The organism is Actinomycetospora sp. NBRC 106378 (assembly GCF_030269685.1).
GTDB lineage: Bacteria > Actinomycetota > Actinomycetes > Mycobacteriales > Pseudonocardiaceae > Actinomycetospora.
Map to the genome: position 1 here is coordinate 26,313 of NZ_BSTT01000007.1, position 19,073 is coordinate 45,385.

Annotated in this window: 27 protein-coding genes; 11 read left to right on the forward strand and 16 right to left on the reverse strand. The window is 74.4% G+C overall.

Features of this window, described 5'->3' with window-relative positions; genetic code table 11:
* Positions 1-19 precede the first annotated feature (19 nt).
* Complete coding sequence (locus tag QSK00_RS16785) at positions 20-370, reverse strand: GNAT family N-acetyltransferase (RefSeq protein WP_285592282.1); 351 nt, start codon at positions 368-370, stop codon at positions 20-22.
* A gap of 28 nt (positions 371-398) precedes the next feature.
* On the opposite strand from QSK00_RS16785, the gene QSK00_RS16790 reads away from it, so the two are divergent.
* Together QSK00_RS16790 and QSK00_RS16795 are read left to right on the forward strand one after the other, a co-directional pair.
* Positions 399-581: a mycothiol-dependent nitroreductase Rv2466c family protein gene (locus QSK00_RS16790; RefSeq protein WP_285592283.1), complete on the forward strand. Its 183-nt coding sequence runs from the start codon at positions 399-401 to the stop codon at positions 579-581.
* On the forward strand, positions 578-1,306 hold the full coding sequence (locus tag QSK00_RS16795) for a class I SAM-dependent methyltransferase (RefSeq protein WP_285592284.1): 729 nt from the start codon (positions 578-580) through the stop codon (positions 1,304-1,306). Before QSK00_RS16790 ends, QSK00_RS16795 begins: the two co-directional genes overlap by 4 nt.
* Before the next feature lie 94 nt (positions 1,307-1,400).
* On the opposite strand, the gene QSK00_RS16800 is transcribed toward QSK00_RS16795, so the two are convergent.
* The 5 genes from QSK00_RS16800 to QSK00_RS16820 form a co-directional block, all read right to left on the reverse strand.
* Positions 1,401-2,246 carry a CbtA family protein gene (locus QSK00_RS16800; protein ID WP_285592285.1) on the reverse strand — a complete coding sequence of 282 codons (846 nt, stop codon included), beginning with the start codon at positions 2,244-2,246 and terminating at the stop codon, positions 1,401-1,403.
* Positions 2,246-2,455, reverse strand: a complete 210-nt coding sequence (locus QSK00_RS16805; protein WP_285592286.1) for a CbtB domain-containing protein — start codon at positions 2,453-2,455, stop codon at positions 2,246-2,248. The genes QSK00_RS16800 and QSK00_RS16805 overlap by 1 nt, the downstream gene beginning before the upstream one ends.
* A gap of 87 nt (positions 2,456-2,542) precedes the next feature.
* Complete coding sequence (locus QSK00_RS16810; protein ID WP_285592287.1) at positions 2,543-3,583, reverse strand: PIN domain-containing protein; 1,041 nt, start codon at positions 3,581-3,583, stop codon at positions 2,543-2,545.
* A 25-nt stretch (positions 3,584-3,608) separates the two neighbouring features.
* On the reverse strand, positions 3,609-4,076 hold the full coding sequence (locus QSK00_RS16815) for a L,D-transpeptidase (RefSeq protein WP_285592288.1): 468 nt from the start codon (positions 4,074-4,076) through the stop codon (positions 3,609-3,611).
* A gap of 359 nt (positions 4,077-4,435) precedes the next feature.
* A complete protein-coding gene (locus QSK00_RS16820; protein ID WP_285592289.1) occupies positions 4,436-4,699 on the reverse strand; it encodes a hypothetical protein in 264 nt (87 codons plus the stop codon).
* Between the two features lie 193 nt (positions 4,700-4,892).
* On the opposite strand from QSK00_RS16820, the gene QSK00_RS16825 reads away from it, so the two are divergent.
* A complete protein-coding gene (locus tag QSK00_RS16825) occupies positions 4,893-6,551 on the forward strand; it encodes a class I adenylate-forming enzyme family protein (RefSeq protein WP_285592290.1) in 1,659 nt (552 codons plus the stop codon).
* Here the strand turns inward: QSK00_RS16825 and QSK00_RS16830 are convergent.
* On the reverse strand, positions 6,538-7,218 hold the full coding sequence (locus QSK00_RS16830) for an SDR family NAD(P)-dependent oxidoreductase (RefSeq protein WP_285592291.1): 681 nt from the start codon (positions 7,216-7,218) through the stop codon (positions 6,538-6,540). The genes QSK00_RS16825 and QSK00_RS16830 overlap by 14 nt on opposite strands.
* An 86-nt stretch (positions 7,219-7,304) precedes the next feature.
* On the opposite strand from QSK00_RS16830, the gene QSK00_RS16835 reads away from it, so the two are divergent.
* Entirely contained in the window at positions 7,305-8,144 is an 840-nt protein-coding gene (locus QSK00_RS16835) for a helix-turn-helix transcriptional regulator (RefSeq protein WP_285592292.1), read from the forward strand.
* Here QSK00_RS16835 and QSK00_RS16840 read toward each other — a convergent pair.
* Complete coding sequence (locus QSK00_RS16840; RefSeq protein ID WP_285592293.1) at positions 8,141-8,968, reverse strand: enoyl-CoA hydratase/isomerase family protein; 828 nt, start codon at positions 8,966-8,968, stop codon at positions 8,141-8,143. The two genes, QSK00_RS16835 and QSK00_RS16840, sit on opposite strands and share 4 nt — an antisense overlap.
* A gap of 33 nt (positions 8,969-9,001) precedes the next feature.
* Between QSK00_RS16840 and QSK00_RS16845 the strand changes: the two genes are divergently transcribed.
* Complete coding sequence (locus tag QSK00_RS16845; RefSeq protein ID WP_285592294.1) at positions 9,002-9,535, forward strand: carboxypeptidase regulatory-like domain-containing protein; 534 nt, start codon at positions 9,002-9,004, stop codon at positions 9,533-9,535.
* Positions 9,532-10,179 (forward strand): hypothetical protein, encoded by a 648-nt coding sequence (locus QSK00_RS16850; RefSeq protein WP_285592296.1) that lies wholly within the window; start codon positions 9,532-9,534, stop codon positions 10,177-10,179. Before QSK00_RS16845 ends, QSK00_RS16850 begins: the two co-directional genes overlap by 4 nt.
* Here QSK00_RS16850 and QSK00_RS16855 read toward each other — a convergent pair.
* From QSK00_RS16855 to QSK00_RS16875, 5 genes are all read right to left on the reverse strand, one after another.
* A complete protein-coding gene (locus tag QSK00_RS16855; protein ID WP_285592297.1) occupies positions 10,100-10,765 on the reverse strand; it encodes a winged helix-turn-helix transcriptional regulator in 666 nt (221 codons plus the stop codon). The genes QSK00_RS16850 and QSK00_RS16855 overlap by 80 nt on opposite strands.
* Before the next feature lie 59 nt (positions 10,766-10,824).
* Positions 10,825-11,100 (reverse strand): response regulator transcription factor, encoded by a 276-nt coding sequence (locus QSK00_RS16860; RefSeq protein ID WP_285592298.1) that lies wholly within the window; start codon positions 11,098-11,100, stop codon positions 10,825-10,827.
* A gap of 27 nt (positions 11,101-11,127) precedes the next feature.
* Positions 11,128-11,529: a VOC family protein gene (locus QSK00_RS16865; protein ID WP_285592299.1), complete on the reverse strand. Its 402-nt coding sequence runs from the start codon at positions 11,527-11,529 to the stop codon at positions 11,128-11,130.
* A 32-nt stretch (positions 11,530-11,561) separates the two neighbouring features.
* A complete protein-coding gene (locus QSK00_RS16870) occupies positions 11,562-12,356 on the reverse strand; it encodes an enoyl-CoA hydratase (RefSeq protein ID WP_285592300.1) in 795 nt (264 codons plus the stop codon).
* Between the two features lie 105 nt (positions 12,357-12,461).
* The gene (locus QSK00_RS16875) at positions 12,462-13,154 is read right to left on the reverse strand and encodes a DUF4383 domain-containing protein (protein ID WP_285592301.1); all 693 of its coding nucleotides are present in this window, start codon (positions 13,152-13,154) and stop codon (positions 12,462-12,464) included.
* A gap of 151 nt (positions 13,155-13,305) precedes the next feature.
* Between QSK00_RS16875 and QSK00_RS16880 the strand changes: the two genes are divergently transcribed.
* From QSK00_RS16880 to QSK00_RS16890, 3 genes are read left to right on the forward strand one after another with little or no spacing between them, the layout of a single operon-like run.
* On the forward strand, positions 13,306-14,223 hold the full coding sequence (locus tag QSK00_RS16880) for an acetaldehyde dehydrogenase (acetylating) (RefSeq protein WP_285592302.1): 918 nt from the start codon (positions 13,306-13,308) through the stop codon (positions 14,221-14,223).
* Positions 14,220-15,251, forward strand: a complete 1,032-nt coding sequence (gene dmpG, locus QSK00_RS16885) for a 4-hydroxy-2-oxovalerate aldolase (protein ID WP_285592303.1) — start codon at positions 14,220-14,222, stop codon at positions 15,249-15,251. Before QSK00_RS16880 ends, dmpG begins: the two co-directional genes overlap by 4 nt.
* Positions 15,252-15,268: 17 nt before the next feature.
* Positions 15,269-15,685: a tautomerase family protein gene (locus QSK00_RS16890; RefSeq protein ID WP_285592304.1), complete on the forward strand. Its 417-nt coding sequence runs from the start codon at positions 15,269-15,271 to the stop codon at positions 15,683-15,685.
* Positions 15,686-15,762: 77 nt separating this feature from the next.
* Here QSK00_RS16890 and QSK00_RS16895 read toward each other — a convergent pair whose 3' ends face one another.
* On the reverse strand, positions 15,763-16,608 hold the full coding sequence (locus tag QSK00_RS16895; protein ID WP_285592305.1) for a DUF1003 domain-containing protein: 846 nt from the start codon (positions 16,606-16,608) through the stop codon (positions 15,763-15,765).
* Positions 16,609-16,778: 170 nt separating this feature from the next.
* Here QSK00_RS16895 and QSK00_RS16900 point away from each other — a divergent pair, with 170 nt between their 5' ends.
* Together QSK00_RS16900 and QSK00_RS16905 are read left to right on the forward strand one after the other, a co-directional pair.
* Positions 16,779-17,078: an ArsR/SmtB family transcription factor gene (locus tag QSK00_RS16900; RefSeq protein WP_285592306.1), complete on the forward strand. Its 300-nt coding sequence runs from the start codon at positions 16,779-16,781 to the stop codon at positions 17,076-17,078.
* Complete coding sequence (locus tag QSK00_RS16905) at positions 17,075-17,593, forward strand: SRPBCC family protein (RefSeq protein ID WP_285592307.1); 519 nt, start codon at positions 17,075-17,077, stop codon at positions 17,591-17,593. The genes QSK00_RS16900 and QSK00_RS16905 overlap by 4 nt, the downstream gene beginning before the upstream one ends.
* Here QSK00_RS16905 and QSK00_RS16910 read toward each other — a convergent pair.
* Together QSK00_RS16910 and QSK00_RS16915 are read right to left on the reverse strand one after the other, a co-directional pair.
* Positions 17,590-18,342, reverse strand: coding sequence for an SDR family oxidoreductase (locus tag QSK00_RS16910; protein ID WP_285592308.1), 753 nt, complete (start codon positions 18,340-18,342; stop codon positions 17,590-17,592). The genes QSK00_RS16905 and QSK00_RS16910 overlap by 4 nt on opposite strands.
* Positions 18,339-18,971 (reverse strand): HAD family hydrolase, encoded by a 633-nt coding sequence (locus QSK00_RS16915; protein WP_285592309.1) that lies wholly within the window; start codon positions 18,969-18,971, stop codon positions 18,339-18,341. The genes QSK00_RS16910 and QSK00_RS16915 overlap by 4 nt, the downstream gene beginning before the upstream one ends.
* Between the last annotated feature and the right edge of the window lie 102 nt (positions 18,972-19,073).

Below are 19,073 nucleotides of genomic sequence, written 5' to 3' on the forward strand. Positions count from 1 at the left end.
CAAGAAAGTACCCCCCGGATCAGGTGAGGTCGAATTGCTCCCGTCGTCCGGTCGGGACCAGGTCGACGTAGTCCGGGTGCTTGGCGATCCACCCGCGGATGAAGGGGCAGAAGGGCAGCACGGCGAGGCCCCGCGCCCGGGCGTCGTCGAGGGCCGCGCGGGCGAGGCGCCCCGCCAGACCCCGGCCGGCGAAGGCGTCGTCGACCTCGGTGTGGATGAAGGCGATGGTCTCCCCGTCGCCGTGGGGGTCCGTGCGCAGCGCGTACTCGGCGAACCCGGCGGTCGTCCCGCCCACGCGGATCTCGTAGCGGTGGCGCTCCGGGACGTCGTTGACGTCCGTGTCCTCGGTGACGTCGGGCTGGTCGGTCATGGTCGGCCTCCTCGGTCATGCTGGCGGGGTGCGACTCTATGTCGACCCGGTGTGCCCGTTCGCCCACCTCGCCCTGCGCTGGCTCGAGGAGGTCGCCGCGCAGCGGACGGTCGAGGTGGAGGTGCGGCTGATGAGCCTGGCAGTGCTCGGGGAGGCCGACCCGCGCCGCGGACCGGAGTCCGCCCGCGGCGCCGGCCTGATGTTCTCGTGACCGGCCGCGGGCGGTCGTTCGGTCGCATCGCGGACGACTACGACCGGGTCCGTCCGGGCTATCCGCCCGACGCCCTCCGATCCGTCGTCGGGGACCTCGTGGTGGACGTGGGCGCCGGGACCGGGAAGCTCACGGCTCTGCTGGCGGCTTCCCGACGCCGGGTGGTGGCGGTCGAGCCCGACCCCACGATGCGGACGGTCCTCGCCGGGCGGGTCGGCCCCGGCGTCGAGGTCGTCGACGGGACGGCGGAGCACCTACCGGTGGCGTCGGGCACGGCCTCCGCGGTGGTGTACGGGCAGTCCTGGCACTGGGCGGACCCGCAGGCCGCGGCCGCCGAGGCCCGGCGGGTGCTGGTCGACGACGGGGTGCTGCTCCTGCTGTGGAACATCCCTGACGTCACGGTGGACTGGGTGCAGGAGCTCAACCGGCTCGCGGGGCTTCCGGTGGGCTTCCCCGACCTCACGCCGACGGAGCTGGCCGGCTTCTCCCCCGGTGTGGTGGAGCGGGTGCCGTGGGAACAGACACTCGACGCCTCCGACCTGGTGCGGCTGTTCTCCACGTTCTCGCGGGTCGCCACACGGGAACCGGACGACCGGGACCGTGTCCTGGCGTCGATCCGAGCGGCGTTGACCGGCTGCACGGTCGTGGCGTACCCGTACGTCTGCGTGAGCGTGACGTACCGCCGGGAACCGAGATCCCGACGCGCGGAGCGACGTGCTCGCTGAGCGACCACTTCGCTCCGCAGAACGAGATCTCGGCCGGCGGACGACAGCGGGTGCGGTCGGGCCGCCGACCCGTCCACGCCCGCCGTCGGGACCCTCAGACGCTCTCGAGCTCCCGCGCCTGCGAGCGCGGACCGACCGACCGCTCCGCGAGCGCCCCGAACACCAGCCCGAGGACGCCCCACAGCAGGACCTGCGCGGTGATCGCGTACACCCGGAACGAGTACAGGACGTCCGGGTCGAAGCCGGGGAACACGATCCGTCCGGCCGGGTCGCGCAGCGGCTGCGGCGTCTCGGTGGTCGCGGGGCCGTACGTGGCGACGTTCGCGGCCAGCTCGCCGAGCGAGGGCAGGAGGGCCACGAGCAGGCCCGCCAGCACCACGTAGAGCGCACCACCGACGAGGACCGCGTTCCAGGTGCCGAGCCGCTCCCGCACCGCCCGCGCCACGAGGACGGCCACGACGAGAGCCACGACCGACCCCACGATCATCACGAGGTAGAGCCCCGACCGGTCGCCGATCGTCTCGTCGTGGCCGACGGCCGGCGGGTTGGCCGGGTACTTGACGAACGGCGACGCGTACAGCGTGAGGAACCCGGCGCCCGCCACGAGCAGGGCCAGCACCCGCGGGCGCAACGCCACCTTCCCCTGCGCCAGGGTGTAGACCACCGCGAACAGCAGGCCCAGGGCGACACCCGCGAGCACCATCCCGGCGCCGATGCCCCACACGCCCTGCACCGTCCGGCTGAAGATCTCCGGGCCCTCCTCGGGCGGGGCGATCCCGGCGGCGGCGTCCAGCGCGGCCTCGGCCTCGCCCCGCTCGGCCTCGTAGTCGATCGCGGCCTGGATCAGCGGCTCGGCGAACCACAGCGCGAACAGCCAGGCGACCACGCCGCCCAGCGCTCCCGCGAGCGCCGCCCGCGGGATGACGACCTTCGCGGGCATCAGTGGCACGGGAAGCCCAGGAAGTGGCGGGCGTCGTGCACGAACTCGTGCACGACCATCGTGTTGCCGAACAGCGAGGTCGCGCCCTCGTCGAAGCCGACGAGGTAGAAGAGCAGCAGCCCGACGACGAGCGCGCCGACCAGGTACGGCAGGTTGCCGATCGCGGTCGTCGCGGCGGCGCGGGCGCGGGCGGTGGAGGCAGAGGTCACGGGGGTCTCCTCGATCTCGTGAGGAGCCCGAACCTAGGACCGACGGTTGTCCATCGCAATACCTCAGCAGCTACTGAGATGTGACGTTCACGCGGGCCGCAGCCGCCAGTCCCCCGCCCGCTCGTCCCAGTCCATCCCCACGACGCCGCGTGCCCGGGCGGCCTTGGCGAAGGAGAGGAACGAGGCGAAGCCGTAGGTCTTCTCGCTGAAGTCCGGCCGCCGCTTGCGCACCTGGTCCTTCAGGCCGGACAGCGGCACCGATCCGTCACGGCCCGCCAGGTCACCGACGACCTGCGCCAGCAGCCGGAACGCGTCGTCCTCGGCCGGCTCGTCGACCGGGAAGCTGACCTCGGGATCGCCGTGCGCCGACCCCTCCCCCAACGCCACGATCCGCCGCTCCTGCAGGTGGCGCAGCAGCTCACCGAAGCCGCGGAAGCCGTGCTCGGCCTCGTCGAACGTCGGGTCCTGGCGCAGCATCGCCCGCTTCAGCCGCGACGCGAGCACCGGTCCGTCGCCCCGGCGGGCGAGCCCGGACAGGGTGCGCGTCACCAGCCGCTCCACGGCCTCCCCGCCCTCGGGCTCCGCCTCCGGCTCACCCTTCCCGACGGCGGGTGTGGCGGGTTCCGGCGCGGGCGGGGCGGTCTCGACCAGCCGGTCGTAGAACAGGAACTCGTCGCAGGCGGGCGGGAGGAGCCGCGAGGTGGAGGAGGCGACCCCGATCCCGATCACCCGCTTGTCGAGCTCGCGCAGCTTGTGCACGAGCGGGGTGAAGTCCGAGTCGCCGGTGCCGATGGCGAACGTCGTCACCCAGGACCGCTCGTAGGCGATCTCGATCGCGTCCACCGCCATCTTGATGTCGGCGGCGTTCTTGCGGGACCCGCCGAGGCGCTGCGGGATGTCGATGAGCTCGACCTGCGCCCGGGCCAGCAGCCGGCGGTCCTCGTCGAACGAGGACCAGTCGGCGTACGCCCGCCGGGCGACCACGCGTCCGCGCACGGCGAGCGCGTCGGCCACCGGGCCGAGATCGAAGGGGGAGACGCCCAGTCCCTCCCGCGCCCCGATGGCGAGGTTCTCGTAGTCCAGGAGCAGGGCGATGCGCTCGTCGCGCTCGTCCGGGGTGGCGGCCATGGGGGAAGCCTCCCAGCCCGCCGGGCTACGGGACGATCTGCACCTGGTCGTAGACGTTCAGGTAGTCGAAGAACTTCTCCGACGCGTCGTGCGAGAGGTGCACGCAGCCCGCGGAGTCGCGCTGCAGGCTGCCCTCGTGGAAGGCGTCGCCGGGAGCGAAGAACACCGAGTTGTTCATCGGGGCGTGGTCGTACTCGTCGGACTTGTGGTCCTTGTCCTTCCACATCACCGAGAAGGTGCCGGTCGGCGTCTCGTAGCCCTTGCCGCCCGTCGTGATGGGCACGGCCCCGTAGACGATCTTGCCGTGGCCGTCGGTCAGCCAGGCCTTCTTCGCCGAGATGTCCACGCACGCCTTGGCGGTGGGCGCGCACGGGGTCTGGCTGCCGGGCGCGGTGGCGGGCGCCGGCGCGGGGGCCGCGGCGGGCGCGGCGAGCGCCGGGGCACCCAGGGCCAGCAGGCTCACGCCCACCGCGCCGAGCGATCCGGCGCCCACCCGCAGTCGCGCTCCCGTGCCACCTGACGGTGAGGACGCGGCCCGGTGGTGACGACCCATGGTGTGGTTCCTTCGCGGTCGGTGATGCGGAGTGCTCGCTCCCTCAACGCCCGCGGAGCGGGACCGTTGCGGTCGGGCGCCGAGAGTCTGCACCCCGAGATCCACTGCGGACGGGCGGGGACCAGGCCGCTGAGCAGGGCATCCGTACTCAGTTCGCCATCAACCGGACGAGCGTGCTCGACCGGGCGAACCGGACGCGGTGTCATCGACGGGGCGACACGCCGGGCGTTCCTGAGAGGTCGTGGTGAATCCCGGCACGCGTCCGACGCGCCTTCAACCGTGTGGGTGTGACGCAGCTCTCAGCTGACGAGGCGGAGATCCACGCCCAGGCTCGCGGCGCTCTCCCGGGCACAGGCCACGACGCGGGCCTGCGCCGCGGGCAGCGGCTCGGCGTCCACGTGCAGCTCGAGGTCGAGGCCGGCGCCGGCAGCGCGCTCGATCGCCACGTGGAGCCGGCAGCTGAGCGTGGCCGCGTCCGGCAGCGTCCCGCGGGCGTCCACCGGGAGGCCGGGCCGTCGGGGCGCGCGCGTGGGGCCCAGCGTCGGGGTCGCCTCGAGGGTCATGGCCGCCTCCTCATCACCCGGCGGTGGGAGCGCCGGACGGGGCCCGGCGGCGGAGCCCCCGGACCTCAGGTAGAGCGTCTACCCGATCGTGCGTCGGATCACTCCTCCTCCGCGGAACCGGACGTTCCCGGCACGGCGCCCATCCCCGCCCGACGGTCCGCGGCGCCGCGCGATCGGGAGCAGACTGCCGGGCGTGTCCATCGACGAGGCCGCACCGTCGCGGGCGGACGTGATCGCCGAGCTGACCGGGCCCGGCGGGGCGTTCGAGCTCGCGCCGGTCGACGTGCGGGGCATCCCGCTGCGGGTGCACGTGACCGGCCCGCAGACCCTCCGCGAGGCCCACGAGACCCTCGCGGTCGGCGACGACCGGTCGTTCACGGTCTACGCCGGCGAGCGGGTCACCTTCGGGCAGCACCGGGCGCGGGTGGCGACGCTCGCCCGTCGGTTCGCCGAGGCCGGCCTGCGCCCCGGCGACCGGATCGCGGTGTGCCTGCGCAACTACCCCGAATGGCCCGCCCTCTGCTGGGCGGCCTGGGTCTCCGGCCTGGTCGTCGTCCCCCTCAACGCGTGGTGGCAGGCCGCGGAGCTCGCCCACGCGGTTGCCGACGCCGGGCCGCGGCTCGTGGTGGCCGACGGCGAGCGCAGCGCGGTGCTGCGCGAGGTCACCCCGGGCGACGTCCCGGTCGTCACCGTGCGCGGGCCCGGGACGACCACGTTCGAGGCCTTCCTCGGCGACCCCGTCGACGGGCCGCTGCCCGAGCACCGGCCGTCCCCCGACGACGACGCCTTCATCCTCTACACCTCGGGCACGACGGGTCGACCCAAGGGCGCGGTGGGCAGCCACCGCAACCTGCTGACCGACGTCGCGAACCGCCGCCTCGGCGTCGCCGTCGCCCAGCGACTCACCGGCGTCGCCCCGCCGGAGCGCCCGGGCACGCTCCTCGCGTTCCCGATCTTCCACGTCGCCGGCCTGTGCGCGATGGTCAACGCGACGCTGGCCGGGTCGGTCCTCGCCACGCTGTACCGCTGGGACGCCCGCGAGGCGCTGCGCGTGATCGCCGCCGAGGGGCTGACGACCGTCGCGGGCGTGCCCACGATCGCGAGCGACCTCCTGCGGGTCGCCGAGAGCACCGGCTCCCGCGAGGCCCTCGCCACCCTGGTCGGCATCGGGATGGGCGGTGCCCCGATCCCGCCCGAGCTGGTGCGCCGCGCCGCCCCGGTCGCCCCGCCGAGCAACGGCTACGGCCTGACCGAGACGACGGCCGGGATCGCCTTCAACACCGGCGCGGACTACCTCGCCGCCCCCGACGCCGTCGGGCGGGCGGTGCCGAGCGCCGACGTCCGGGTGGTCGACCCCTCGTCGGGAGCCGATCTCGGCGACGGCCAGGTCGGCGAGCTGTGGTTCCGCGGCCCGAACGTGGTCCGCGGGTACTGGAACGCCCCGGAGGCGACCGCGGCGGCCTTCGTCGACGGCTGGTTCCGCACCGGCGACCTCGGGCGGGTCGACGACGGCGTGATCCGGGTGGTCGACCGGCTCAAGGACGTCGTCATCCGCGGCGGGGAGAACGTCTACTGCGCGGCGGTGGAGGCCGAGCTGCTCGAGGTGGCCGGGGTGCTCGACGCCGCGGTCGTCGGCATCCCGCACCCGAGCTACGGCGAGGAGGTCGCCGCCGTCGTCGTCCACGCCCCGGGGCACGTCCCCGACGAGGCCGCGCTGCGCGACCGGGTGGCCTCGCGCATCGCGGCGTTCGCCGCACCGACGACCATCCGGACGACGACGGATCCGCTGCCGCGCAACGCCGTCGGGAAGGTCCTCAAGCGCGACCTGCGCGAGTCGATCACCAGGGGATGAGGCCGTTACGCGAGGTCGACCGACCGGACGGGCCCTCCGTGTCGAGGACCGCGGCGACGAGCGCGTCGGTGCCCTCGTCGAGGGTCTGGGATCCGCGGTGGTCGTTGAACTCGGTGGCCGTGAAGCCCGGGTTGACGATGGTCACGAGCACGTCCGGCAGGGTCTTCGCGTACATCAGCCCGATCATGTTCAGGGCCGACTTCGACGACGGGTAGGCCAGGTACGGGTAGTTCTCCCAGCGCCCCGCGTCCATCGAACTCAACGACCCGAGCTGCGAGGACACGAGCACCAGGCGGGGGTGCTCCGCGGCCCGGAGCAGCGGCAGGAACGCGTGGGTGACGCGGACGGGACCGAACACGTTGGTCTCGTAGGCCTCGCGGACGCCGTCCGCGGTGGCGTCCGCGGGCGCGACCTCGGGGCCGGTGATGCCGGCGTTGTTGACGAGCACGTCGAGGCCCCCGTAGGTGGTCTCGACCTCCTTGACGGCCGCCGCGACGGACGCGTCGTCGGTGACGTCCAGGGCGATCGGGTGGATGTTCTCCTCGGGGAACGACGTGGCCGCGGGCGTGCGGGCGCCCGCGAGGACGGTCACCCCCTGCGCCGCGAGACGGCGGGCGGCGTGGGCGCCGATCCCGCGGGAGGCTCCGGTGACGAGTGCTGTGGTCATGTCGATCACCGTGCGCCGGGCGCGGGCGCCCAGCCAGGGACCCCCGGTCCCAGGCACCGGCGGCCCCGACCGGGCAGGCTGGACGCGTGATCGACGCCGGAGAACTCGCCGCGGCGCTGCGCCAGTGGCGCGAGCGCCTCTCCCCCGCCGAGGTCGGCCTGCCCGCCGGGCCCCGCCGTCGGACGCCGGGGCTCCGGCGCGAGGAGGTGGCCCAGCTCGCCGGGGTGTCGGTGGACTACGTGGTCCGGCTCGAACAGGCCCGCGGGCCGCACCCCTCGGAGTCCGTGCTCGGGGCGCTCGCCCGCGCCCTGCGGCTCGCGCCCGCCGAGACCGCCCACCTGTTCACGCTGGCGGGCGTCGCCCTGCCGGGCCCCGAGCGGGTCCGGGACACCGTGCGGCCCTCGGTCCTCCGCCTGCTCGACCGGATGCACGACCTCCCGGCGATGCTGGTCGGTGCGCGGGAGGACGTCCTGGCCTGGAACCCGCTGCTCGCGGCCCTGTGGGGCGACGTGTCCGCGGTGCCCCGCGAGCGCCGCAACCTGCTGTGGCTGCAGTTCGCGGGCGACGTCCGCCTCGCCACCGACGAGCAGGGCGACCACTCCCGCCTGGAGCTCTCGGCGGTCGCGCGGGCCCGGGCCGGCCTCGCCCGCTACCCGCAGGACCGCCGACTGCGCGGGATCGTCGACGAGCTGTACCGGACCCACCCACGCTTCGCCGCGCTCTGGGACGCGCGCCCCGTCGAGCACGAGCGGGTCGCCCGCAAGCGCTACGACGTGCCCGGGATCGGGCCGATCGTCCTGGACTGCGACGTCCTCGAGGTGCCCCAGGACGACCAGCGCCTGATCGTCTACTCGGCGGCCCCGGGGACCGAGGACGCCGAGAAGCTCGACCTGCTCCGGGTCGTGGGCCTGCAGACCGTCGGTTAGGCGCCCCGGAAGACCGGCTTCTCCTTCGCCACGAAGGCGTCGACCGCGTTGCGGTGGTCCTCGGTGGCGCCCAGCCGGGCCTGCGCCGACGCCTCGTGCTCCAGGACCTCCCGCAGCGAGGACACGGTGCCCATCGCGACCGCGGCCTTGATCTCGGCGAAGGCGAGCGTCGGGCCCGCCGCGAGCCGCCGGGCCAGGGCGAGGGCGGCCGCGTCGGTGGCCTCGGAGGTCTCCGCGACCTCGCGCACGATGCCCCAGTCGCGGGCCTGCTCGGCGGTGAACGTCTCGCCGAGCATGAGCAGCTCGGTCGCCCGTGAGGAGCCGACGCAGTGCGCGAGGGTGCCCGAGAGCCCGGAGTCCCCGCCGAAGCCGATGCCCGCGAACGCCGTCGCGAACTTCGTGCCCGCCGCCGCCACGCGCAGGTCGCAGGCCAGCGCGAAACCCAGCCCGGCACCGACGGCCGTGCCGTTGATCGCGCAGACGACCGGCTTGCGCATCGTGCCGAGCGCGGCGGCGATGCGGTTGTAGTGCTCGGGCACGGTCGAGAGCGCGTCCGCGCCGATCCCGCCGTCCTCCCCGGCCCGCAACGCCTCGGCGTGCTCGCGCAGGTCCTGCCCGACGCAGAAGGCCTTGCCCGAGGACGCGAGCACGACCGCGCGCACCGACGGGTCGTCGGCCACGGCCTCCAGGGCGTCGCGCAGCGCGACCTTGAGCTCGAGGGTCAGCGCGTTGCGGTTGTCCGGCCGGTTGAGCCGGACGGTGGTCACCGCCTCCTGGTCGTCGGTCTCGACGAGCACGGGCGGGGTGTCGGCGGCGCTGCTCATGGCGGTGATCGTGACACGTGATTCAGTGGTGGTGTGAGGCCGCATCCCGCCGCGATCACGGTGTTCGTCGCCGTCGTGTGGGTGGTCGGCGTCCTGCTCGCGACCAGCTCGCTGCACGGCACCGGTGCCCGCGACGTCGGGGTGCGCGGCAACGGCCCCGAGGGCCCCTCGGTCGCCGAGCTGGCCGCCGGACGCTGCGCCCCGACGATCACCAACCCCGGCGGCACCAACAACTACGTCCCGAAGGCGCCGTTCGCCGACCCGCTGGGCGCCGGTTTCACCGTGACCGGCACGGTCCGCGACGAGGCCTGCCGCCCGGTGCCGGGCGTGCGCATCCAGGTCTGGGCGCAGACCGCGACCGCGAGCGAGCAGCGCAACCGCACGTCGGTCCGCACCGACGCCCAGGGGCGCTACCGGGTCGACTCCGACCCGCTCGTCGCCCAGTTCGGCGAGCCGAACGTGCACGTCGGGTACGACGACCCCGGGCCCTGGCGGCGGGTGTTCCTCCGCAACGTCACGCGCGACGGCGACACCGGCGCGCAGGTCGACCTGGTGCTCTCGCCGTGAGGAGACGCAGCGCCGCGGAGCTCGACCGCGTGGCACGGGTCGGGTTCCTGACGGCGGGTGTGCTCGGCCTGGCGGGCCTCGTCGTCGCGCTGACCTCGCCGCACCTGGCGGGCGCGCCGGTCGTGCTGGTGGTCTCGACCCTGACCGCGGTCGCCGCCGTCGCCGGGCTGGCCGCCCAACCCTGGCTGGTGCGCGGGCGGGTCCGGGTGCACACCGGGGTCGGGCTCGCGGTGCTCGGCCTCGTGGTCGTGCACGTCGCCGCGCTGCTCGTGCTCTCCCCCGACGACGCACTGTTCGCGATGTCCCCGGACGGGCCGACGCGGGCCCGCATGGCGTTGATCTCGCTGGTCCTGCTCGTGGTGGTCGTGCTCCTGGGGCTGGCCCGACGCCGACTCGGGTGGGCCGGCCCGACGTTCCGGCTGCTGCACGGCGGGTTCGCGCTGCTCGCGACCGTGCTCGGCATCGGGCACGCCGTGCTCACCGACGGTGCACTGGAGGGGTGGGGGACGGTCGTCCTCCTGGCCTCCGGCGTGCTCTCGGTGGCGGGCGGTGCCGCGGCCGTGCTCAGACGCCGGCCGGCGCGAGCGGCTCGGGCATCGGGAACAGGTCGAGCAACCGTTCCACCGCCGCCTGCTCCCCGGTGACGGTCAGCATCCCGTCGGACACCGCCGAGGCCAGCGGATGGCCCGTGTAGAGCACGGCGGCCCAGGCCTCGGGGGCCCCGGCCACGGTGGCGTCGGGCGCGGTCGCCTCCCCGCGGACGATCGTGAAGGCCCCGTCGTGCAGGGTCGCGACGAACGGCTGGTCACCGAACACGAACTGCACGACCTCCTCGACGCCCGCGGCACGCCCGGGCGCGAACATCGTGCGCATCGACATGACGAGCGAGTCGACCCCGATGGAGTCGGCCTGCGGCAGCGAGCGGGCCGCCCAGCGCCCGAGGGTCTGCAGGACCGGCTCGAGCTCGTAGCCCCAGTCGGTGAGCTCGTAGACCGCCGACGCGGCGGGCGGGGGCAGCCGGCGCCGGTGCAGCACCCCGGCGTCCTCGAGCTCGCGCAACCGCTGGGACAGGACGTTCGGGCTCGCGTGCGGGAGGCCGGTGCGCAGGTCGGTGAACCGCTTCGGACCGAGCATCAGTTCCCGGACGACGAGCAGCGCCCAACGCTCCCCCACCAGGTCGAGGCCGTGGGCGGCCGCGCAGCCGTCGAAGTAGTCGCGCCGTGGAGCCATGGGGCGAAGCTACCCCGGCTCCACCCCTGGGTCACTTTGTAGGACTGTGAGTCGCCACATCAGGACGTCACGACGCCGTGCTCCCACGCCCAGGCGATGAGCCGCGGCCGGTCCGGCACCGCCAGCTCGTCGAGGATCCGGCCCAGGTGGGTCTTCACCGTCGTCTCCCCCCGGTGCAGCCGCGCGGCCACCTCGGCGTTCGCGAGCCCGCGCGCGACCAGCCCGAGGACCTCGGACTCCCGCCGGGTCAGGGGCCCGCTGCTCGTGATCGGCGCGGCTGGTGCGGCGCTGAGGCCGCTCGGGACAGGACGAACGGGCCGTTCGTCACGATCCACCGTGACGAACGGCCCGTTCGTGGCGTCTCAGGTACCGGGCGCGATGAAGAACTCGAGCGCGATCCCGTCGGGGTCGCGGAACGAGATGCCCGACCCGTAGTGCGCCTTCTTGATGCCGCCGTGCTGCACGCCGAGCTCGTCCAGCTTGCGACCCCACTCCTCGAGGGAGGCCGAGTCGGGCAGGGCGAACCCGACGTGGTCGAGGCCGGTGCGGCGCTCGTCGAAGGCGTCCTTCGACTCGCGCCCCTGGTGGGTGTGCAGGCCGAAGAGCATGCCGCCGTCGAGGGCGAAGACGGTGTGGTGGAACTCGCCGCCCTCCTCGTCCTCGTCGAGGACCGGGTCGGCACCGAAGAGCTTCGCGTACCAGTCGGTGGATCGCTGCAGGTCCGACACCGTGATGGCGACGTGCTGCAGGCCGGGGAACGACATGCGACAGGGCTCCTTTGCCTCGACTGCTCGACTTACCGGTGCGCCCAGACGGGCCGGCGCTTCTGCAGGAAGGCCGACATGCCCTCCTGGGCGTCACAGGTCATGGCGTTGGTCGCCATCACCTCGCTCATCTCGGCGTACGCCTCGTCCTCGGAGAGGTCGATCTGGCGGTAGAACGCCTCCTTGCCGATCCGCAGCGTCGCGCCGCTCGCGTCGGCGACCTGCCGCGCGAGCTCGGCCACGCGGGCCTCGAGCGCCTCGGCGGGGACGGCCTCGTTGACCAGGCCCCACTCGACCGCCGTGGCGGCGTCGATGGTCTCGCCGGTCAGCAGCAGCTGCATCGCGCGCTTGCGGCCGATCGCGCGGCTCACCGCCACCATCGGGGTCGAGCAGAACAGCCCGATCTTCACGCCCGGGGTCCCGAAGACGGCGTGGTCGGCGGCGACGGCGAGGTCGGCGGTGGCGACGAGCTGACAGCCCGCCGCGACGGCCATCCCCTGGACGGCCGCGATGACCGGCTGCGGGACGTCGTGCACCGCCCGCATCATCTCGGTGCACACGGTGAAGACCTCGCGCTCCTCGGCGAGGGTGCGGTCGACCATCTCGGAGAGGTCGTGGCCGGCGGAGAACGCGGGCCCCTCGGCCGCGAGCACGATCACCCGCACGCCCTCGGTCGCGGCGACCTCCCGCAGCCCCGCGGTCACCGCGCGCATCGTCGTCACCGACAGGGGGTTGCGGCGGCGTGCGGCGGTCAGCACCACCCGCGCGGCGGGCCCGTCGACCTCCACCCGCACCGTGTCCTGCTCCTGCGTCACCGGGGCGGCCATGACCCATGGTCTAGCAGCCATGCGTTCCCGGCGACAGGTCGGAGGGGATCACGGCCCGGACGCGGACTGGTCCGAGAGGACTCACCCCTCCGTCCGGACGGGTCCTCAGGCCATCGCGGAGCCGCGATCGTGGTCGTGGTCCTCCTCGATCGCCATCCACCGCGCACGCCGGTCCTCGTGGGTGCGCAACGCGTCGATCTCGGCGAGCCGGCGGCGCTGCTCCGCGGAGGCGGACCCACTCACCACGGCCCGCGACGCCTCGGCCATCTCCCGGTCGGCCCGCATCTCGGCCCGCGTCTTCGGGCGGGAGGGCAGCGACGCCGACGGGTCCTCCGAGCGCTCGTCGTCGTCGCCGGCGGTGCGGTAGGGGTTGTCGTCGGGCAGCTTCGCGCTCACCCGGCCGTAGCTGCCGAGGATGAGCAGCACGAGTCCGGCGCCGATGGAGAAGAAGACGTTGGGCAGCCGGAAGGCGAGCAGGTTGTACGGCGTCGTCATGACCGCGAGGTTCGCGAAGGCGGAGACGAGGAAGAGGGCCCCCACCACGATCATCACCGTGGAGGAGAGTCGCCCGCCCCGGGCGGCCGCGGCGATCAGCACGACCGCCGTGACGATCGAGATCGTCGAGAGCAGGCCGTTCGACGACAGGCCCAGCACCGGGCTGCCCTGGGTGTCGAAGAAGCCGAGGCCACCGACGAACCCGAGGACGCCGAACGTGGCGATCGCGAGGGCGACGAGGACCGCGCCCACGCGGTGGACGACGACGACCTTGTGGTCGGCGATGAGGTTGGGGGCGTTCATGCGGGGCTCCCGGAACGTGTGCGATGGCGGCCTGTGCTCTGGGGTGTCCGCTGTCGGTGCTGCCAACCACCCCCGTCGTCGGGCGGTCGGCTTTGCCGCCTCGCGAACGCGGGCGTTCCGCGGTGTCGGGGGTCCGTGCCACCGTCGGCGCATGAGCGACAGGGTCCCCGCGGCCATCGTCGGCCCGGGCAACATCGGCACCGACCTGCTGGCCAAGCTCGCGCGCACGAGCTCGATCGAGGTCACGGCGATGGTCGGCGTGGTGGAGTCGCCCGGGCTGGACCGGGCCCGCGCGGCGGGCATCCCGGCCTCGGCCGAAGGGGTCGACTGGCTGCTCGCCCAGGACCCGCTCCCCCGCATCGTGTTCGAGGCGACCTCCGCCCGGGCGCACGCCGCGAACGCCCCGCGCTACGCCGCCGCGGGCATCCGCGCGGTCGACCTCACCCCGGCGCACCTCGGGCCGATGGTCTGTCCGGCGGTCAACATGCCGGACCACCTCGACGCGACGAACGTCAACATGATCACCTGCGGCGGCCAGGCCACGATCCCGGTCGTCGCCGCGGTCTCCCAGGTCGTCGACGTGCCCTACGCCGAGATCGTGGCCTCGGCGGCCTCCCGCTCGGCCGGGCCGGGCACGCGGGCCAACATCGACGAGTTCACGCAGACCACCGCGCGGGCGGTCGAGGAGGTCGGCGGGGCGACCCGGGGCAAGGCCATCATCATCCTCAACCCGGTCGAGCCGCCGATGATCATGCGCGACACCGTGTACTGCGCCGTCCCGGGCGAGGTCTACGACGACACGACGACGACCGCGATCGCCGCCTCGGTGCACGCGATGGTCGCCCGGGTCCAGGAGTACGTGCCGGGTTACACGCTGCGGGCCGATCCGCAGTTCGACCCGCCACGCCCGGAGTGGGGCGGCAACGGCCGGGTCGCGAGCTTCCTCGAGGTCCGCGGGGCGGGCGACTTCCTGCCCGAGTACGCCGGGAACCTCGACATCATGACGGCGGCGGCCACCCGCGTCGGCGAGCTCCTGGCGGCCGAGCTGGGCGCGGGGGTGGCGGCATGAGGCCGACGATCGCCCACGACGTCCGCATCACCGACACGACGCTGCGCGACGGCTCCCACGCGCAGGCCCACCAGTTCACCGAGACGCAGGTCCGCGACACGGTCCGCGCCCTCGACCGGGCCGGCGTCGAGGTCATCGAGGTCTCCCACGGCGACGGCATCGGTGGCTCGTCGTTCAACTACGGCTTCTCCCACACCGACGAGCTGCGCCTCATCGCCGCGGCCCGCGAGGAGGCCCGCAGCGCCCGGATCGCCGTGCTCCTCGTCCCCGGCATCGGGACGGTCGACGACCTGCGCCGCGCCCACGACGCCGGCGCCGAGGTCGTCCGCGTCGCCACCCACTGCACCGAGGCCGACGTCAGCCCGCAGCACTTCGGCGTCGCCCGCGACCTGGGGATGGAGACGGTCGGGTTCCTCATGATGGCCCACCGGACCTCGCCGGAGGACCTCGCGAAGCAGGCGCGGATCATGGTCGACGCGGGCTGCCAGTGCCCCTACGTCACCGACTCCGCCGGCGCGCTGCTCATGCACGAGGCCCGGGCGCGGTTCGAGGCGCTGGTGGCGGAGGTCGGCGACGAGGCGTGGGTCGGCTACCACGGCCACCAGAACCTCTCGTTCGGCGTCGCGAACTCGGTGATCGCCGCCGAGGCGGGGGTGAAGGAGATCGACGGCTCGCTCTGCGCGCTCGGCGCCGGATCGGGCAACTCCCCCACCGAGGTGCTCGCCGCGGTCTTCGACCGGCTCGGCGTCTCCACCGGCCTCGACGTCATGGGCCTGCTCGACGCCGCCGAGGACGTCGTGCGCCCCTACCTGCACCGCTGGCCCAAGATGGACCGCAACGCGATCGTCCAGGGCTGGGCGGGGGTGTACTCGTCGTTCCTGCTCCACGCCGAGCACGCGGCGGAGCGCTACAAGGTGCCCACCCACGAGATCCTGCGCCGCTGCGGGGAGCTCGGGCTCGTCGGCGGCCAGGAGGACATGATCATCGACGTCGCGATGGAGCTCGCGCGGGCCCGCGAACAGGGCTGAGGAGGTACGTTCACGCCATGCCGGTCGTGGAGATCCACCTGGTCGAGGGAGATCACGACGACCGCCGGATCGAGGATCTCCTCCGGCGGGTCAGCGAGCGCTACGCCGCGGTGCTGGAGTCCCCGATCGACCGGGTCCGCGCCTTCGTGACGATGCACGCGCCGCAGCACTGGATGACGGGCGGCCGGACCGCCGCCGTCGACGGCGACCCCGCGCCCTACTTCGCCGCCGCCGTGCTCGAGGGGCGGCCGGTCGAGCAACGGCACCGGCTGCTCGGCGAGCTCACCGACGTGCTCTGCGACGTCCTCGGGGTCACCCGGTCCCGCGTGCGCGGCCGGGTCGTCCAGGTCCCGCCCGACGACTGGGCCATCGGCGGCGTCCCCGCGGCGAGCCGCCGTCGGGACGAGATCGTGGCGCGGTCCTCACGGCTGTAGGGGCCGGGGCTCTCCCCGCGAGGTGCACACCGGGCAGGTCCGGCGGGCCGGGGACCTGCCTCACGTGACCCTCGCGGTCACCTCCGGGTCGGGGCGGAGTCGTCCGCCGCGCGCGGCGCCGGCGCCCGCGGCCCGTCGTCGGGAAGCGAACCGACCAGCGACAGGATCAGCTCGTCCTGCGCGACGAGATGCTGCCGCAGGTGGCGGCACTGCTGCAGCACCACCGCGGTGTGGTTCGCGGTCTGGATCACGCGGCGGTCCGACGCCTCCCCGAGCACGTCCTGCCCGACCATGATCAGGAACATGAAGACGAGCTGCGCGAGCGACGAGCAGAACAGCAGGAACGGGAACGGGTAGGGGTCGGGGACCACGCCGGCCAGGGCGAGGACCATCCACCCGGCCACGATCACCGCGGTCCACACCACGGCGGCGGTCGAGCCGAGCTGCTGCACCAGCCACGCGGCGATCCGGCGGTTCGGGCTGGAGGCGGCGGGCTCCACCGTCGCGGGCGGAGCGATCATGATCGGCGCGGTGTCGCAGGGGTCGAGCCGCGCGGACGGCGCGGCCGCGCGGTTGAGGATCCGCGCCTGCTCGTCGATGTGCGCCTGCAGGCGGTGGCACTCGCGCAGGATCGCCTGGGCGTCGTCGTAGGTCTGCTGCGAGCGCCGCTCCCCCGCCGCCGAGAGCGTCCGCTGTCCCACGAGGATCACGAAGATCAGCAGCAGCTGCACCACGTTGCCGACGAACAGCAGCACCGGGTACGGGTAGGGGTCGAAGCCGACGACCCCCCGCGCGCCGAGCACCATCCACAGCGCCGACAGCGCCACCGTCGCGTACACCGTGACCATCGAGCTCAGCCGCCGCGTCATCCACGCCGCCGCCCGGTCGCCCGCCGTACCCCGGTCCGGATCCGTGACCGCCACCCGCGATTCCCCCGCCGTGCCGGTCCGCCGGTGCACCCCGCGGGCCCGACCCACCCGCGGCGTGCTGTCTCGATCCAGAGACGCCGACCGCGCCGCCCGGGTTCCGAGGTTGCGCCGTTCGTGACTGCATGCCTTGACCGGCATATTCCACTATCGGCATACTCGTGGTCGTGAGCACCTGGACCGCGCTCGCCGACCCGACCCGGCGCGCCATCCTCGACCTGCTGCGGGAGCGCCCGCACGCGGTCGGCGAGGTCGTCTCGCGCCTCGACCTCGCCCAGCCCACGGCGTCCAAGCACCTCGCGACGTTGCGCCGCGAGGGTCTGGTGCGGGCGTCGGTCGACGCGCAGCGCCGCGTCTACTCCCTCGACCCGCGCCCGATCGCGGAGCTCGAGGCCTGGCTCGCGCCCTACCGCGCGCTCTGGTCGGACGCCCTCGACCGCCTCGACGCCCACCTGGAGGACCGATGACCACGGGCACCTACCTCGAGATCGACGGCCGCCCCGCGCTCCGGTTCGTCCGCGAGTACCCGGACACCGTCGAACGGCTCTGGGACGCGGTCAGCGACCCGACCGAGCTCACCGCCTGGTTCCCCGCCCGGGTCTCCTTTCCCGACGCCGGGTCGCCCGAGCCCGGCGGGGCGGTCACCTTCACGTTCACCGAGGAGGGCGACGGCGGGACCGGGACGGTGCTGGCGTGCGACCCGCCGTCGCGCCTGACCCTCACGTGGGCCGGCGACGAGCTCCGCTTCGAGCTCTCCCCGCTGAAGGCCGGGAGCCGGCTGACGTTCACCACGGTGCTCGCCGACCGGGACACCGCCGCCCGCTCCGCCGCCGGCTGGGAGGTGTGCCTGGCGGCGCTGGACGAGGCGACGGCCGGACGCACCCCGGACGCGCCGGGCGGCCCGACCCCGACCTGGCGCCGGCACTACGACGACTACCGGGCGGCCGGCGTCCCCGCCGGTGCCCCCGTCCCGGACGCCTAGAACAGACCCCGTCGCGCGCCGACGTCGAGCGCCAGCGTCGACCCGGTCAGGGCGTCGGCCTCGGGGTCGAGCAGCGTCGCGACCGCCCACGCCACCTGCGCGGGGGTGACCAGCGCCGACAGCGGCGACTCGGCCCGCCGCTCGTCGAGGATCACCCCCACGTCCACGCCGCGCTCGTCGGCCCGCGCCTGCGAGAGCCGCCGCAGCCGGTCGGTGTCGGCCGGCCCGGGGGCGACGAGGTGGGCGGTGACGCCGTCGGGCCCGTGGTGATCGGCGAGCTGGCGCACCAGGTTCGCCAGCGCCGCGTTCGTGACCCCCGCCGCGCACGTGTGCGGCGAGGGCTCGCTGCCGTAGTGCCCGCCGAGGGCGACGAGCCGCGACCCCGGCGCCAGCCGGTGCGACACCGCCCGCACGAGCCGGAGCATGCCGCCGACCTTGAGCCCGACCGCCGTGCCGAGCGCCGTCGGGTCGATGGTCGGCAGCGGCCCGGCCGCGGGGAGCCCGGCGGCCTGCACCACCATCCGCACCGGTCGGTCGAGGGTGTCGACCGCCTCGCGGATCGCCGTGACCGCCCCGTCCTCCCCGATGTCGGCCGCGCACGGGTGCAGGCCCGACGTCGGCTCGGGAGGCTTCCGCGCGACGGCCACCACGGCGAGCCCGGCCCCGACGAGCCGCTCCGCGATCGCCGAACCGAGCGCCCCCGAGGCGCCGACGACGACGGCGGTGGCGGACCCGTCGTCCGGGCTCATGCCGCGGCCCGCAGCGCGAGGAGGTCGCGGGCCCGGTCCCACGCGGCGGCCGGGTCGCGCAGGTCGACCTCGACGGTGACGATGCCCGCCGCGCGGGCGCCGTCGCAGTTGCCGGGGATGTCGTCGACGAAGACGACCTCGTCGGGTGCCGCCCCGAGGACCTCCAGGGCGTGGGCGTAGGCCCGCGGGTCGGGCTTGAGGACACCCGTCACGGAGCCGTCGACGATCGCGTCGAACCGGCCGAGGACCGGGTGACGGGTGAGGTCGGCGTCCCCGTGGAAGGCGGCCAGGTCGTTGGTCAGCGCGGCCACCGCGAGGCCGTCCCGGTGGGCGTCGTCCATCAGCGCGACGACCTCGGGCCGGAAGGGCCCGTCGTCGTCGTAGAGCGCCTCCATCAGCTCGGGGACGGTGCCGCCGCCCCCGGTCAGTGCCCCGTACTCGGCGGCGCGGTCGGCCCAGTAGGCGCGTTCCCGCCCACGTCCGGCGAGCACGTCGTCCCACGCCGGGTCGGGCCGCGGGCCGAGCACGCCGCGCACCTCGGTGAACTCCGGCGGTGCCGCCAGCGTCGCCATGCGCTCGTGGCCCGAGGTGAGCAGGACCCCTCCGATGTCGAGCAGCAGTGCCCTCATCGGACGCACGGTAGGGGCTGCGCCGCGCTCGGTGACACGTCGTGTTCGCGCCCTCGCAACGTTCCGGCCCGGCGAACGTGTTGCTTGCGTCACTCCTACGGT

Excerpts from the sequence above, each read along its gene's own strand:
- dmpG (WP_285592303.1), top strand. The coding sequence starts at position 14,220 with ATGAGGCCGACGATCGCCCACGACGTCCGCATCACCGACACGACGCTG.
- QSK00_RS16855 (WP_285592297.1), bottom strand. The coding sequence starts at position 10,765 with ATGGCTCCACGGCGCGACTACTTCGACGGCTGCGCGGCCGCCCACGGC.
- QSK00_RS16800 (WP_285592285.1), bottom strand. The coding sequence starts at position 2,246 with ATGCCCGCGAAGGTCGTCATCCCGCGGGCGGCGCTCGCGGGAGCGCTG.
- QSK00_RS16820 (WP_285592289.1), bottom strand. The coding sequence starts at position 4,699 with ATGACCCTCGAGGCGACCCCGACGCTGGGCCCCACGCGCGCGCCCCGA.
- QSK00_RS16785 (WP_285592282.1), bottom strand. The coding sequence starts at position 370 with ATGACCGACCAGCCCGACGTCACCGAGGACACGGACGTCAACGACGTC.
- QSK00_RS16890 (WP_285592304.1), top strand. The coding sequence starts at position 15,269 with ATGCCGGTCGTGGAGATCCACCTGGTCGAGGGAGATCACGACGACCGC.
- QSK00_RS16870 (WP_285592300.1), bottom strand. The coding sequence starts at position 12,356 with ATGGCCGCCCCGGTGACGCAGGAGCAGGACACGGTGCGGGTGGAGGTC.
- QSK00_RS16865 (WP_285592299.1), bottom strand. The coding sequence starts at position 11,529 with ATGTCGTTCCCCGGCCTGCAGCACGTCGCCATCACGGTGTCGGACCTG.
- QSK00_RS16875 (WP_285592301.1), bottom strand. The coding sequence starts at position 13,154 with ATGAACGCCCCCAACCTCATCGCCGACCACAAGGTCGTCGTCGTCCAC.
- QSK00_RS16910 (WP_285592308.1), bottom strand. The coding sequence starts at position 18,342 with ATGAGCCCGGACGACGGGTCCGCCACCGCCGTCGTCGTCGGCGCCTCG.
- QSK00_RS16830 (WP_285592291.1), bottom strand. The coding sequence starts at position 7,218 with ATGACCACAGCACTCGTCACCGGAGCCTCCCGCGGGATCGGCGCCCAC.
- QSK00_RS16840 (WP_285592293.1), bottom strand. The coding sequence starts at position 8,968 with ATGAGCAGCGCCGCCGACACCCCGCCCGTGCTCGTCGAGACCGACGAC.
- QSK00_RS16810 (WP_285592287.1), bottom strand. The coding sequence starts at position 3,583 with ATGGCCGCCACCCCGGACGAGCGCGACGAGCGCATCGCCCTGCTCCTG.
- QSK00_RS16905 (WP_285592307.1), top strand. The coding sequence starts at position 17,075 with ATGACCACGGGCACCTACCTCGAGATCGACGGCCGCCCCGCGCTCCGG.
- QSK00_RS16915 (WP_285592309.1), bottom strand. The coding sequence starts at position 18,971 with ATGAGGGCACTGCTGCTCGACATCGGAGGGGTCCTGCTCACCTCGGGC.
- QSK00_RS16880 (WP_285592302.1), top strand. The coding sequence starts at position 13,306 with ATGAGCGACAGGGTCCCCGCGGCCATCGTCGGCCCGGGCAACATCGGC.